Annotated in this window: 9 protein-coding genes; 6 read left to right on the top strand and 3 right to left on the bottom strand. The window is 66.7% G+C overall.

Annotated features, from left to right (window positions below):
• Nucleotides 1–17 precede the first annotated feature (17 nt).
• Nucleotides 18–2,018, bottom strand: coding sequence for a sensor histidine kinase (locus ACFOPH_RS15000; protein WP_379736146.1), 2,001 nt, complete (start codon nt 2,016–2,018; stop codon nt 18–20).
• A 125-nt stretch (nt 2,019–2,143) separates the two neighbouring features.
• On the opposite strand from ACFOPH_RS15000, the gene ACFOPH_RS14995 reads away from it, so the two are divergent.
• From ACFOPH_RS14995 to ACFOPH_RS14985, 3 genes are all read left to right on the top strand, one after another.
• Complete coding sequence (locus tag ACFOPH_RS14995) at nt 2,144–3,136, top strand: TRAP transporter substrate-binding protein (RefSeq protein ID WP_379736144.1); 993 nt, start codon at nt 2,144–2,146, stop codon at nt 3,134–3,136.
• Nucleotides 3,137–3,276: 140 nt separating this feature from the next.
• A complete protein-coding gene (locus tag ACFOPH_RS14990) occupies nt 3,277–3,846 on the top strand; it encodes a TRAP transporter small permease (RefSeq protein ID WP_312549022.1) in 570 nt (189 codons plus the stop codon).
• A complete protein-coding gene (locus ACFOPH_RS14985; protein ID WP_379736142.1) occupies nt 3,843–5,123 on the top strand; it encodes a TRAP transporter large permease in 1,281 nt (426 codons plus the stop codon). The genes ACFOPH_RS14990 and ACFOPH_RS14985 overlap by 4 nt, the downstream gene beginning before the upstream one ends.
• Nucleotides 5,124–5,607: 484 nt before the next feature.
• Here ACFOPH_RS14985 and ACFOPH_RS14980 read toward each other — a convergent pair whose 3' ends face one another.
• The gene (locus ACFOPH_RS14980; protein WP_379736140.1) at nt 5,608–8,502 is read right to left on the bottom strand and encodes an EAL domain-containing protein; all 2,895 of its coding nucleotides are present in this window, start codon (nt 8,500–8,502) and stop codon (nt 5,608–5,610) included.
• Nucleotides 8,503–8,625: 123 nt separating this feature from the next.
• Between ACFOPH_RS14980 and ACFOPH_RS14975 the strand changes: the two genes are divergently transcribed.
• The 3 genes from ACFOPH_RS14975 (at nt 8,626) to ACFOPH_RS14965 (ending at nt 10,281) form a co-directional block, all read left to right on the top strand.
• Nucleotides 8,626–9,150: a methylated-DNA--[protein]-cysteine S-methyltransferase gene (locus ACFOPH_RS14975; protein WP_312550674.1), complete on the top strand. Its 525-nt coding sequence runs from the start codon at nt 8,626–8,628 to the stop codon at nt 9,148–9,150.
• A complete protein-coding gene (gene xerD, locus ACFOPH_RS14970) occupies nt 9,123–10,025 on the top strand; it encodes a site-specific tyrosine recombinase XerD (RefSeq protein WP_312550675.1) in 903 nt (300 codons plus the stop codon). Before ACFOPH_RS14975 ends, xerD begins: the two co-directional genes overlap by 28 nt.
• An 82-nt stretch (nt 10,026–10,107) precedes the next feature.
• Nucleotides 10,108–10,281, top strand: a complete 174-nt coding sequence (locus tag ACFOPH_RS14965) for a hypothetical protein (protein WP_312550676.1) — start codon at nt 10,108–10,110, stop codon at nt 10,279–10,281.
• A gap of 277 nt (nt 10,282–10,558) precedes the next feature.
• Here the strand turns inward: ACFOPH_RS14965 and ACFOPH_RS14960 are convergent, their stop codons facing one another.
• Entirely contained in the window at nt 10,559–13,678 is a 3,120-nt protein-coding gene (locus tag ACFOPH_RS14960; protein WP_379736138.1) for an efflux RND transporter permease subunit, read from the bottom strand.
• Between the last annotated feature and the right edge of the window lie 2 nt (nt 13,679–13,680).

Genomic DNA, 13,680 nt, shown 5'->3' with positions numbered 1-13,680 from the left:
GGTCTCTCCTCGGTGCCCTATTTTAGCTCAGGCGATGCCGCCGCCGCATCCTGGCGCGGCAGGCTGAAGGTGAACACGGTGCCGCCGGCCGGGTTCGGCGCGTGGGTCAGGGTGCCGCCATGGAACTCGATCGCCGTGCGGCAGATCGACAGCCCCATGCCCATGCCTTCGGCCTTGGTCGAGAAGAAGGGCGAGAACAGGCGCTCGGCCACGTCGGCGGGGATGCCGTGGCCGTTGTCGATCACCGATACCGAGACCTGGGCCGCGTCGGCCGCGGCGACGATGCGCAGGATGCGCCGCGCGGGCGGCACGTCGACCATGGCCTCGATGCCGTTGCGCGTGAGGTTGAGCAGCACCTGCTCGAGCATCACGCGGTCGGCCAGCACGGTGGGTAATGTGGGCGGCAGGTCGAACTGCAGCGACACGTAGGCCTTGCGCGCCTGCAGGTCGATCAGCGCGCGCACGCCGTCGACCACGCTCCGGATCGCGACCTCCTCGCGCCGCGGTTCGCTCTTCTTGACGAACTCGTGCACGCTCTTGATGATCTGGCCGGCGCGCTGGGCCTGCTGGCGCGCCTGCTCGAGCGCGCGGCGCAGCAGGGTCGGCTCGACCGGCACGCCGCTGTCGGCGCGCTCGAGCACGTTCAGGGCGCCCGCCGTGTAACTGGAAATCGCCGCCAGCGGCTGGTTCAGCTCGTGGGCCAGCATCGACGAGATCTCGCCCATGGTGGCCAGGCGCGCGCTCGCTTCGAGCTTTTCCTGCTGCTGGCGGTTGAGTTCCTCGGCGCGCTTGCGGTCGGTGATGTCGAGGATCGAGCTCATCCAGCCAGTTTGCTTGCCGCGGCTGTCGACCAGCGGCGCCTCGAACACCAGCACCGGCACCCGCACGCCGTCCGAGCGCTGGAACACGGTCTCGAACTGCGGCGTGATGGTCCCGGCCAGCACGCCGGCGAAGCGTTCCTCGTATTCCGTCATCGCTTCCGGCGCCCAGTAGGGCATCGGCGGCTTCTTGCCGACCAGTTCCTCGACCGACAGCCCGACCATCTGGCAGAAGGCCTTGTTGACGTAGGTGACGCGCCCCTCCAGGTCGCGCGCGCGCAGGCCGGTCAGCAGCGAGTTCTCCATCGCGGTGCGAAAGGCCATCTGCTGGCGCAGCGCGGCTTCGGCCGCCAGGGTGCGCGAGATGTGGCGCCACAGCGTCATGAGGCTGAGCAGCAGGCCGAGCGCCAGCACGATCACCGAGCCGACCAGCAAGTTCGGCAGCAGGCGCGGCGCGCCCTTCACGCTGTCGGTGGCGAGCACGATCGCGCTGCCCGGCAGGTCGAGCGCGCGCCGGTGCGTGTAGACGCCGCGTCCCGGGCCGCCGTCGGCGCGCTCGGCGATCGGGCGGTCGTCGCGGTCGAGCAGGGCGAGGTCGTTGTCCTGGGCGAACCACCAGGGCACGGTCTCGTCCAGCAGCACCTTCAGGCTGTAGCTGGCGACCAGGCTGCCGGCGTATTCGCCGCGCCTGAATAGCGGCAGGTAGTAGTCGATCATGCCCGGCGCATGGGCGCTGGCGCCGTATGGCTCGGTGTAGCGGCCGGCGCGCGTCAGGCGCGCCATCTCCAGGGTCTCCCGGCCGACCTCCGCCAGGCCGGCGGGCGGCAGTTCCAGGCCGTGATGGGCCAGCACGGCGCCGTCGGCGCCGAGCCAGAGCACGCGGCGCAGTTCGTGGCCGTTCTTGAACATCTGGACAAAGCGCGCCTGCAGCTGCTCCGGCGTGGGCGGCTTGGACACCAGGTCGGCGCCGAGCACGGCCAGCGCCTCCTCGCTGCGCGCCAGCTCGAAGCGCAGGGTCTGCTCGACCCAGAGCGTATCGGCGATCAGCTGTTCCTGGCGCTCGTTGGCTTCCATCTGGCGTGCCTGCCAGGGAAGCCAGAGCAGCACCGCCAGGAACAGCAGCACCAGCAGCACCGGCACCAGCCAGCGCCAGGGACGGGAGAGGCTGGCGCGGCGCGGCAGCCGGAAAGGATTTTTCATGCGATACCGTGGAAGATTCCTGTTTCCGATGTTATTGTGGAAATCCACAATTGCAAGGCAAAATGGTGGTGAGCAGACTGTTCGGTGCTGGTAAATACAATAATTCGATACACCAAGGAGACATCATGCAGATCAAGACCCTGGTCGCGGCCTTTGCCGTCGCCCTTTCCATGAACGCCGCCTGGGCCCAGGCGCCGATCGTCATCAAGTTCAGCCACGTGGTGGCGACCGACACCCCGAAGGGGCAGGCGGCGGAGCGCTTCAAGGAACAGGCCGAAAAGCTGACCAAGGGACGCGTGAAGGTCGAAGTGTATCCGAACAGCCAGCTCTACAAGGACAAGGAAGAACTCGAGGCCCTGCAACTGGGCGCGGTGCAGATGCTGGCGCCCTCGCTGGCCAAGTTCGGACCGCTCGGCGTGAAGGAATTCGAAGCCTTCGACCTGCCTTATATCTTCCCGTCGAAGGCCGCGCTGTACGCGGTGACCGAGGGCCCGATCGGCAGGGGACTCTTGAAGAAGCTCGAACCGAAGGGCATCACCGGCCTGGCCTACTGGGATAACGGCTTCAAGATCATGTCGGCCAACAAGCCGCTGCACGTGCCGGCCGACTTCCGCGGCCAGAAGATGCGCATCCAGTCCTCGAAGGTGCTCGACGCCCAGATGCGCGCCCTCGGCGCCAACCCGCAGGTGCTGGCCTTCTCCGAGGTCTACCAGGCCCTGCAGACCGGCGTGGTGGACGGCACCGAGAACCCGCCGTCGAACATGTACACCCAGAAGATGCACGAGGTGCAGAAGCACCTGACGGTGTCGAACCACGGCTACCTGGGCTACGCCGTCATCGTCAACAAGAAGTTCTGGGACGGCCTGCCGGCCGACATCCGCGGCCAGCTCGAGCAGGCCATGCGCGACGCCACCACCTTCGAGAAGGCGATCGCCCAGCGCGACAACGACCTGGCGCTGGAAGCCATCCGCAAGGCCGGCAAGACCACCATCTACAACCTGACGCCGGCCGAGCAGGCGCAGTGGCGCCAGGCCCTGCTGCCGGTGCACAAGCAGATGGAAGTCCGGATCGGCAAGGACCTGATCCAGGCGATCAGCCGCGAGACCGCGAAGAAGTAAGCCGGCCAAGCAAGCCGGCCGCCAGCGGCCGGCGGACCGGGCGCCGAAGAGACGTTCCAGCTCGCGCGTCCCGCAGCGTTGCGGGGCGCGTGCACGTCGCTTGCCCCTTGCGCGCGCTCCCTGCCTCCTGAAAGACATCCATGAAATTCCTCGATCGACTCGAAGAATGGATCATCGCGACCCTGATGGCGGCGGCAACCGTCGTCATCTTCGTCGCGGTGGTCCATCGCTACCTGTCCGGCGTGCCGATCCCGGCGCTGCAGGACTACCTCATCCAGATCAACACCAGCTGGGCCCAGGAACTGTGCATCTACATGTTCGTGTGGATGGCCAAGTTCGGCGCGGCCTATGGCGTACGCACCGGCATCCACGTCGGCGTCGACGTGCTGGTGAACCGCCTGAACCCGCGCTGGCGCGCCGGCTTCATCGTCTTCGGCCTGCTGGCCGGCGCCCTGTTCACGGGCATCGTCGGCACCCTGGGCGCCAACTTCGTCTGGCACATGTCGGAAACCGACCAGACCTCGGCCGACCTCGAATGGCCGATGTGGATCGTCTACCTGGCGGTGCCGCTCGGCTCCTACCTGATGTGCTTCCGCTTCCTGCAGGTGATGGTGAACTTCATCCGCACCGGCGAAGTGCCGCACCATGATCCGGCCCAGGTCGAGGGCCTGGACGACGACGATTTGCCGATCTCGAAAGGTGCCGCATGAACGCCGCCATCATTTTCATCCTGCTCCTGCTCCTGATGCTGACCGGGATGCCGATCTCGATCTCGCTCGGCCTGACGGTATTGACCTTCCTGTTCACGATGACCACGGTGCCGATCGAGTCGGTCGCGCTGAAGCTGTTTACCGGCATCGAGAAGTTCGAGATCATGGCCATTCCCTTCTTTATCCTGGCGGGTAACTTCCTGACCCACGGCGGGGTGGCGCGGCGCATGATCCGCTTCGCCACCTCGATGGTCGGCCACTGGCACGGCGGGCTGGCGCTGGCCGGCGTGGTGGCCTGCGCCCTGTTCGCGGCGGTGTCGGGATCGAGCCCGGCGACCGTGGTCGCGATCGGGTCGATCATCCTGCCGGCGATGGTCAAGCAGGGCTATCCGAAGCGCTTCGGCGCCGGCGTGATCACCACCTCGGGCGCACTCGGGATCCTGATCCCGCCCTCGATCGTGATGGTGATGTACTCGGTGACCACCAACACCTCGGTCGGGGCGCTGTTCATGGCCGGCGTGGTGCCGGGCCTGATGCTGGCTTGCCTGCTCGGCCTGACCACCTGGGTGCTGGCGAAGAAACACGGCTACCCGCGCATGGCCAAGGCCAGCTGGCGCGAACGCTGGGACGCCTTCCGCAAGAGCGCCTGGGGCCTGTTCCTGATCGTGATCGTCATGGGCGGCATTTATTCGGGCGTATTCACGCCGACCGAGGCCGCCGCGATCGCCGCCGTGTATGCCTTCGTGATCTCGGTGTTCGTCTACAAGGATTTGCGCCTGGAACAGGTTGGCAGGGTGCTGCTGGACTCGGCCTCGCTGTCGGCGATGTTGCTCTACATCATCACGAACGCCGTGCTGTTCTCGTTCCTGATGACCAGCGAAAACATCCCGCAACAGATGGCGGCCTGGCTCACCGGCCAGGGCCTGGGCGTGGTCGGCTTCCTGCTGGTGGTGAACATCCTGCTCTTGCTTGCTGGCAACGTGATGGAGCCGTCCTCGATCGTGCTGATCATGGCGCCGATCCTGTTCCCGGTCGCGGTGCAGCTGGGGATCGACCCGATCCACTTCGGCATCCTGATCGTGGTCAACATGGAAGTGGGCATGTGCCATCCTCCCGTCGGCCTGAACCTGTACGTTGCCTCGGGCATCACCAAGATGGGCATTTCCGAGTTGACGGTGGCGGTCATGCCCTGGCTGCTGACCATGCTCGGCTTCCTGCTCCTGGTGACCTACGTGCCGGCGATCTCGTTGTGGCTGCCTAACCTCGTCTATGGCTGATTCTCGAAAATCGTATATAAAAAACTATTCTTCGCCGGCACAGTTGCGTTATGATTGAGCGCTGTCGGCACCAGAGTGGTGCGGGCAAACCGGACACAAGTCTTGGGGAGTGAGAGAAAAGCACGGTAGTCCATACCGGAGATCATGTGAGGAGACACACGTTCGACAGAAGCTGCGGGTACGCCTAGTAGCCGGGACGTGACCATGATTCAAAAGCGCACCTGGTGCGCTTTTTTTTTTTTGCGCGCGGCGGTTTCCGGATGCGTTGCGGGCGATGTCTCGCTGTCGCGGGCTTGCGGATGAGCCTGGACCGCGTGGGCACGGAGTGCCCACCCTACGAGGCGTATCGTCCAAAGGCGAACGATGTGGGATGCACCGCTTCCCGTAGGGTGGGCACCCCGTGCCCACGCGTTACGTGCGGCTCCGGTGAACGCCTGCGGCAACCTGTCGCTCGCGCCGCCTCGCCATGGCCGCCAACGCAGGATCACGCCGCCAGCTCCTCCAGCGTCCGCGCATCCACCGGCCGGCTGAACAGGAAACCCTGCCAGGCATCGCAGCCGATCTCGGCCAGGAAGCAGCGCTGGGCCTCGGTTTCCACCCCTTCGGCGATGATGCCCAGCCCCAGCGACTTGCCGAGCGCGACCACGCTGCGCGCGATCGAGGCGTCGTTCGGGTCGTCGAGCACGTCGCGCACGAAACTCTGGTCGATCTTCAGCTGGTCCAGCGGCAGGCGCTTCAGGTAGCTCAGCGACGAGTAGCCGGTGCCGAAGTCGTCCAGCGAGAAGCCGATGCCGTGTTCGCGCAGCGCGCGCATCTTGTCGATCGTTTCCTCGACGCCCTCGATCATCAGGGTCTCGGTCAGCTCCAGCTTCAGGCGCGCCGGGTCGGCGCCGCTGGCGCGCACGGTCGCCAGCGTCTCCTCGACGAAGTCGCTCTGCAGGAACTGGCGCACGCTGACGTTCACCGCCAGCGTCAGGTGCGCGGTGGCCGGCGTGGCGGCCCACAGGGCCAGCTGCTCGCAGGCCGTGCGCAGCACCCAGCGCCCGAGCGGCACGATCAGCCCGGAGGTCTCGGCGATCGCGATGAAGCCGGCCGGGCCGATCAGGCCGCGCTGCGGATGCTGCCAGCGCACCAGGGCTTCGGCCCCGGTCAGCACGCCGCCGCCGTCGACCTGGCCCTGGTAGTGCAGCACGAACTGCGACTGGCGCAGCGCTTCGCGCAGCTCGGTCTCGATCGCGGTGCGGTAGGTCACTTCCAGCTCCATCGAGTTGTGGAAGAAGCGCAGCGTGTTGCGGCCCTGGCGCTTGGCCTCGTACATGGCGAGGTCGCCGCGCCGCATCAGGTCGTCGAGCTGCTGTTCGTTGCCGGTGCACAGCGTGACGCCGATGCTGCAGCTGGCGTGGTGCACGGCGCCGCCGACCTCGAACGGCTCGCGCAGCGCCGCCAGGATCTTGTGGCCGACCGCCTCGGCATGGCGCGTCGCCTCCTCCTCGCTGACGCCGAGCGCCTCGAGCAGGATCACGAACTCGTCGCCGCCGAGGCGCGCCACGGTGTCGCTCTCGCGCGCGCACTGCAGCAGGCGCGCCGCCACCTGCTGCAGCAGGTGGTCCCCGACCACGTGGCCGCGGCTGTCGTTGAGGTCCTTGAAGTTGTCCATGTCGAGGAACAGCAGGGCGCCGACGCGGCGGTTGCGCCCGTGCTGGCCGATGCAGTGGTGCAGGCGCTCGTACAGCAGGCGCCGGTTCGGCAGCCCGGTCAGCGAATCGTAGTAGGCCAGCTGGACGATCTTCTCGTCGGCCTGCTTGCGCGCGCTGATGTCGGACTGGGTGCAGACGAAATTGGTCAGCACGCCGTCGGCGTTGCGCACCGCGCTGACCGTCAGCCAGGCCGGATAGGGCTGGCCGTTGCGGCGCCGGGTCCAGACTTCGCCCTGCCAGGTATGCGCGCGCCGCACCGTGGCCCACATCCGTTCGCGGTAGTCGTCGCCGTCCTGCTCCAGCGAGAACGGGGGAAAGGGCGTGCCGGGCAGTTCGGCGGCCGGGCAGCCGACCAGCAAACCCCAGGCTTCGTTGGCCTCGACCATCGTCGCTTCGGGGCTGAGCACGCACATGCCTTCGCCCGACTGGAACACGGTGGCGGCGATGCGCAGCGATTCCTCGGCCTGCTTGTTGGGCGTGATGTCGGTGGTGATGCCGCACAGTCCATACAGCTCGCCGTCGCGCGCCAGCGGCACCTTGGTGGTCAGGTAGATCTTCTCGCCGATGCGTTCCTCGACCACGTGGCGCCGCTGCTCGGTAAGCGTGACGCGGTCGCTCTCGCGCGTCATGCGCGCCAGCGCCGGGCCGAACAGCACTTCGTCGCCCTGGCCGATGATGGTGCTGGCCGGGCGGTTCAGCAGGCGGCACATCTCGCCGTTGACGTACCGGTAGCGCGACTGGGTGTCCTTGATGTAGATGAGGCTGTCGACGCTGTCGAGGATGGTGTTGAGCTTTTCCTCGTTCTCGCGCAGTTCGCGCGTGCGCACCGCGACCTGGCTGCGCAGCCAGCTCGCCAGCGCCAGGCTCGAGAGCAGCAGGCCGACCGCCACCGCCAGCGCCCACCACAGGCGCGAGGGCGCGGCCTGCGTCGTGTCGGCGGCCTGCCAGCGGCGCAGGGTGGCGAAGTACACCGAATCCGGGTCGGCGCGCCAGGCGGCCAGGTGGCGGTCGATGGCATCGAGCAGCTCCCGGTGCCGTCCCGGCGGGGCGGCGTAGTACAGGCGCGCCGGGTTGAACACGACCGCGGTCGCATCGAGCCCGTGGCGCGCGGCCTGCAGGTCGCCGAAGAAGTGGTTGGCGGCGACCGCGTCGGCCTCGCCGCGCGCAGCCATCGCGAACGCGCGCTCGAGCGAGCCGACCGGCAGCAGGGTCACGGTGGCGTCGTACCCTTCGAGCACGGCCGGCAGGTTCTGGGCCTGGACCGAGCCGGCCAGCACCGCCACGCGCTTGCCCTTCAGCGCCGGCAGCGAGCGGATCGCGTTCCCGGGCGGAGCATAGATCTGCGACCAGCTGTGCAGGGCGGGAATGCGGTGGAAGGCGAAGGCGCGCGCGCGTCCCTCGGACCAGGCGACGTCGGGCAGCAGGTCGATGCGTCCGGCGGCGAGCAGGTCGAGGCAGCCCGGCCATTCGCACGGCACGAATTCGAGCGTCCAGCGCTCGGCGCTGGCCATCTCGCGCAGCAGTTCGACCAGGATGCCGGCCGGCTGGTCGTCCTCGTTCATGAACACCTTGGGTGCGTTGGCGTAGATGCCAACCCGCAGCGGCGCGGATGTCTGGGCGCCGGCCTGGCCCAGGCAGCCAAGCAGCGAAACGAAAACCAGGAGGCAGAGTGCGCGCGGCATAGCGTCGGTGTCGGTGTTTGATGACAGGATAGACGTTTTCCCATGGATGGGCCGCCACGGACGGGCAATTGCTCCAGCGAAAAATAGTGGTGGATGGACGGCGCCAGGAGTAAACTGCGCACCATGAATACACCACAAGGCAGCGAGCTGTTTTCCGCCATCGTGCCGGCGCCTTTCGGCGCGATCGGCATCCGCACCGAGGCCGAGCGCGTGCGCGAACTGGTCTACCTGCAACCGCGTTTCGGCGACAAGGCCCCGGAAAATCCGACGGCCGAACTGGCCGCGCGCCAGGTCGAGCGTTACCTGGCGGACCCCGATTTCGCTTTCGACCTGCCGCTGCTGGAGGCCGGCAGCGTGTTCCAGCGCCGCGTCTGGGACGCGATCCAGGCAATCCCGCGCGGGACGGTGCGCACCTACGGCATCCTCGCCAAGGAACTCGGTTCGGCGCCGCGCGCGGTCGGCCAGGCCTGCGGCGCCAACTGGTTCCCGCTCGTCATTCCCTGCCACCGCGTGACCGCCGCGCGCGGCCTGGGCGGCTTCGCCAGCAACGACGACGAGAACGGCTTCCACCTCTCGGTCAAGCGCTGGCTCCTGCGCCACGAGGGCGCCACCGCATCGCCATGGCAGCAGCAGTCGATCTGGGACTGATCGACGAGTTCTGCGACACGCTGTGGCTGGAACACGGCCTGGCGAAGAACTCGCTCGACGCCTACCGGCGCGACCTGCGCCTGTTCGCCGGCTGGCTCGAGACGAAGCGGCCGGGACGCGGCCTGCTCGCGGCCGGTCCCGAGGACCTGGCCGGCTATTTCGCCGAGCGCCATGCCGACACCAAGCCGAGCACCGCGAACCGGCGCCTGTCGGTCCTGAAGCGCTTCTACCAGCTGGCGCTGCGCCGCAACCAGGTGGCGGAAGACCCCTGCCTGAAGATGGCCACGGCGCGCCAGCCGCTGCGCTTCGTGCACACGCTCACGGAAGAGCAGGTCGAGGCGCTGCTCGCCGCGCCCGACGTGTCGACCCCGCTCGGGCTGCGCGAGCGCACCATGCTCGAGCTGATGTATGCGAGCGGCCTGCGGGTGTCGGAGCTGGTGGCCTTGAAACTGGTCGAACTGAGCCTGAACGACGGCGTGCTGCGCATCACCGGCAAGGGCAGTAAAACGCGCCTCGTCCCCTTCGGGGCCGAGGCCAGGAACTGGATCGAGCGCTACCTGAAGGATGCGCGCGGCATCATCCTCAACGGCCAGGTCGACGACGCGCTGTTCGTCACGGGGCGCGGCGGACCGATGACGCGCCAGATGTTCTGGATCCTGATCAAGAAACACGCGCTGAAGGCGGGCATCCGCGCGCCGCTGTCGCCGCACACCCTGCGCCATGCGTTTGCCACCCATCTGCTGAACCACGGCGCCGACCTGCGCGTGGTGCAATTGCTGCTGGGCCACTCCGATATTTCAACCACACAGATTTATACCCATGTTGCGCGCGAGCGCCTCAAGCACCTGCATGCACGTCACCACCCACGTGGTTAATTCAAATCCTGGCAACATAACTGGCGCATAATAGTTCGAATTCGGCACCATCCTTTCATGTCAGCTTGCATACGAGGAAATCATGGCAAAGACCAACTTCCAATACGAAAAGCGGCAACGGGAACTGGAAAAGAAGCGCAAGGCAGAGGAAAAAGCGCGGCGCAAGCTGGAGGCGAAGAACAGTCCGAAGCCGGCAGAGGGGGAGCAGGGGGAGGCGACAAGCGAGGAGGCGGCCGAGCCGCAGGAGCAATCGTAGTCAGCGGCTTGGACCGTAGGGTGGGCACCCCGTGCCCACGCGCAACGCGCCGCCATGTTGGCCTGTTTTGAAAGTTGCGGTCCGATCGCGCAATATCTTAAGCAAACCTGTTGGGCTACCTGGTCGAATGTCGACTTGGGTGGCAGAGCTATGCCGTAGCGCTGTTCATGGAGATGCTCTGCTTGAATGCATATCGTTGAGCCCGAACACTGCTGACACTGCGGCGCGTTCCGCGTGGGCACTCTGTGCCCACCCTACGGGACGCGCCTCAGGCTTTTTACGCGCTTTCCTTGGCAATCGTCGGCACCTCGTCCGCCACTTCCTCGTGCCCCTTGGCGAACCAGCGCTTGGCGCGCTTGCCGAGGTTGTCGAGGTAGCTGTAGGCCACCGGCACCACCACCAGCGTCAGCAGGGTCGAGGTGATCACGCCGCCGATCACCGCGCGGCCCATCGGCGCTTGCGTTTCGCCGCCGTCGCCGGCGCCGATCGCCATCGGCAGCATGCCGAAGATCATCGCCAGCGTCGTCATCAGGATCGGGCGCAGGCGGACCTGGCCGGCTTCCAGGATGGCTGCGAACTGGCCCTTGCCCTCGCGCTGGCCGTGGTTCGCGAAGTCCACCAGCAGGATCGCGTTCTTGGTCACCAGGCCCATCAGCATGACCACGCCGATCACCGAGAACACGTTCAGGGTGCTGCCCGTCACCAGCAGCGCCACCAGCACGCCGATTAGCGACATCGGCAGCGACATCATGATCGCGATCGGCTGCAGGAAGCTGCCGAACTGCGAGGCCAGCACCAGGTAGATGAAGATGATCGCGATCACCAGCGCCGAGCCGAAGTTGGCCATGGTCTCGGCCATCTGCTGGGCGTCGCCGCCGACGTCGAAACGCACGCCTTCCGGCAGTTCGATCGATTTCATGGCCTTGTCGATGTCGGCATTCACGTCGCCCGACGGACGGCCCTCGACGCCGGCGTAGATCGCGACGCGGCGTTCCAGCGCCTGGCGCTTGAGCACTTGCGGGCTGAACGAGGGCACGAACTCGACCACCTGGCGCAGCGGCACCATGATCGGGTTGCCGCTCGCATCGACGCGCGAGGATGCCAGCGACAGGTCGGCCAGGTCGGCCACCTTCTGGCGCCCGTTGCGCGGGAGCTGGACGTTGACCTGGTAGTTCTGGCCGTCCGGCGCCAGCCACTGGCTGATCTCGTCGCCGGCAACGAAGGGACGCAGCGCCGCGCCGACCTGCTGCACCGACAGGCCGAGGTCGCTGGCCAGCTCGTTGTTGATGCGGATGACGGTCGCCGGATTCGCGCCTTCCTGGCTGTACTCGATGTCGGCCACACCTTTGATTTCGCGCATCTTGTCCATCAGGCGGTGGGCGACGTCGTCGAGCTTGGCCTCGTCGCGGCCAAGGATCGCGATGAAGATCGGCTTGTTACCGACCGACATCGTGATGCCGGCGATCGAGGACAGGCGCTCGCGGATGACGGACTCCATCTCTTCCTGCGAGCGGCGCTTGGTCTTCCTGACATCGGTGAGCTTCAGGGTCACCTGGGCGCTGTTGTGGCCTTCGTACATGCCGATCGCGCTGCTGATCGCGTCGATCTCCTTGTACTCGCGCAGGATGTCCTCGACCTGTTTGACCTTGCCGTCGGTGTAGGCCAGGCTGGAGCCGACCGGCGTCTTGAAGCGCATCTCGATGAAGCCGTTGTCGGTCTTCGGCGCGAACTCGCCGCCGATCATCGGCACCAAAGCCAGGCTGCCGACGAACACCGCCAGCGCCAGCGCCAGGGTCGACTTCCTCCAGCGCAGCGCCAGCCCCAGCACACGGCCGTACCAGACGTGCACGCGTTCGATGCCGTGCTCGGTCTTCGCCATGAGGCGGCCCAGCCAGGGCAGGTACTTGAAGCGGTCCTTGACCGGGTCGGGCCACACCGAGGACAGCATCGGGTCGAGCGTGAAGCTCACGAACAGCGACACCAGCACCGCCACCGCCACGGTCACGCCGAACTGCAGGAAGAAGCGGCCGATGATGCCGTCCATGAAGGCAATCGGCACGAACACGGCGACGATGGCGAAGGTGGTGGCCATCACGGCCAGGCCGATCTCGTTGGTGCCGTCCTCGGCGGCGCGCATGTGGGACTTGCCCATGCCGAGGTGGCGCACGATGTTCTCGCGCACCACGATCGCGTCGTCGATCAGGAGGCCGATGCACAGCGACAGCGCCATCAGGGTCAGGAAGTTCAGCGTGAAGCCGAAGTAGCGCATCGCGATGAACGAGGCCAGCACCGAGATCGGCAGGGTCAGGCCGGTGATCACCGTGCTGCGCCAGGAGTGCAGGAACAGGAACACGATCACCATGGTCAGGATGGCGCCCTCGATGATGGTGCGTTTCACGTTGTCGAGCTGGTGCTGGACGGTGGTGGACTGGTCGTCCATGACGCGGAACTGCACGTCGGCGGGCAGGGTCTTGCGCATCTCCTCGACCATCTTGATCACGCCGGTGCCGACCTGCACGGTGTTCGCGTCCTGCACCTTGGTGACGTCGAGCGAGATCGCGCGCTGGCCGTTGACGCGCGAGATCGAGGTCTCCTCGCGCTCGCCGTCGACCACCTCGGCCACCTGCGACAGGTAGACCGGGCCGCTGGCGCGGCGCGCCACGATGATGTTGTTGAACTCGCGCGCCTCGCGCATCTTGCCTTCCACGCGCACCAGGCGCTCGGCCGCGCCGTACTGCAGGTTGCCGGCCGGGAGGTTGGTGTTGGTCGCCTGGATCGCGCGCAGCACCTCGTCGATGCCGATGTTCTGGCTGCGCAGCTGCTCGGGCTTCACGTGCACCAGGATCTGGCGCGTCGCCACGCCGCCGGTGCGCACCTCGCCCACGCCGGCCACGCTCTGCAGGCGCTTGACGATGACCTGCTCGGCCAGCGTCGACAGGGCGCGCATGTCGCGTTCGGTGGAAGTGACCGACAGGCGCACCACCGGCTGCTGGTTCTCGCCGTCGGCGCGGATGATGAAGGGTTCCTTCACCTCCTTCGGGAAACCGGGACGCACGCGCGCGATCTTGTCGCGCAGGTCCTGCATCGCCTTGTCCATGTTGGTGGCGATGTGGAACTCGACCGACACGCCGCTGCGGCCTTCCCAGGAGTTACTGCGGATGTTCTTGATGCCGCTGACGGTGTTGACCGCTTCCTCGATCGGACGGGTGACGTCGTTCTCGACCTGCTCCGGCGAGGCGCCCGGGTACTGGGTCTCGACCCAGGCGTAGGGAATGTCGACGTTCGGCATGCTCTCCACGCCCAAGGAGCGGTAGGAGAACAGGCCGAGCACCATCAGGCCGACCATGACCATGGTCGCGAAGACGGGATGGCGGATGCTGACTTTGGTGATCCACATGG

It is taken from the genome of Massilia haematophila (genome assembly GCF_042647645.1).
In the GTDB taxonomy this organism is placed as follows: domain Bacteria; phylum Pseudomonadota; class Gammaproteobacteria; order Burkholderiales; family Burkholderiaceae_D; genus Telluria; species Telluria haematophila.
Note: the sequence above shows the minus strand (reverse complement) of the source record. Positions and strands in the feature narration are given on the sequence as shown.

Excerpts from the sequence above, each read along its gene's own strand:
- ACFOPH_RS14990 (WP_312549022.1), top strand. The coding sequence starts at position 3,277 with ATGAAATTCCTCGATCGACTCGAAGAATGGATCATCGCGACCCTGATG.
- ACFOPH_RS14985 (WP_379736142.1), top strand. The coding sequence starts at position 3,843 with ATGAACGCCGCCATCATTTTCATCCTGCTCCTGCTCCTGATGCTGACC.
- ACFOPH_RS14965 (WP_312550676.1), top strand. The coding sequence starts at position 10,108 with ATGGCAAAGACCAACTTCCAATACGAAAAGCGGCAACGGGAACTGGAA.
- xerD (WP_312550675.1), top strand. The coding sequence starts at position 9,123 with ATGGCAGCAGCAGTCGATCTGGGACTGATCGACGAGTTCTGCGACACG.
- ACFOPH_RS14975 (WP_312550674.1), top strand. The coding sequence starts at position 8,626 with ATGAATACACCACAAGGCAGCGAGCTGTTTTCCGCCATCGTGCCGGCG.
- ACFOPH_RS14995 (WP_379736144.1), top strand. The coding sequence starts at position 2,144 with ATGCAGATCAAGACCCTGGTCGCGGCCTTTGCCGTCGCCCTTTCCATG.
- ACFOPH_RS14960 (WP_379736138.1), bottom strand. The coding sequence starts at position 13,678 with ATGTGGATCACCAAAGTCAGCATCCGCCATCCCGTCTTCGCGACCATG.
- ACFOPH_RS14980 (WP_379736140.1), bottom strand. The coding sequence starts at position 8,502 with ATGCCGCGCGCACTCTGCCTCCTGGTTTTCGTTTCGCTGCTTGGCTGC.
- ACFOPH_RS15000 (WP_379736146.1), bottom strand. The coding sequence starts at position 2,018 with ATGAAAAATCCTTTCCGGCTGCCGCGCCGCGCCAGCCTCTCCCGTCCC.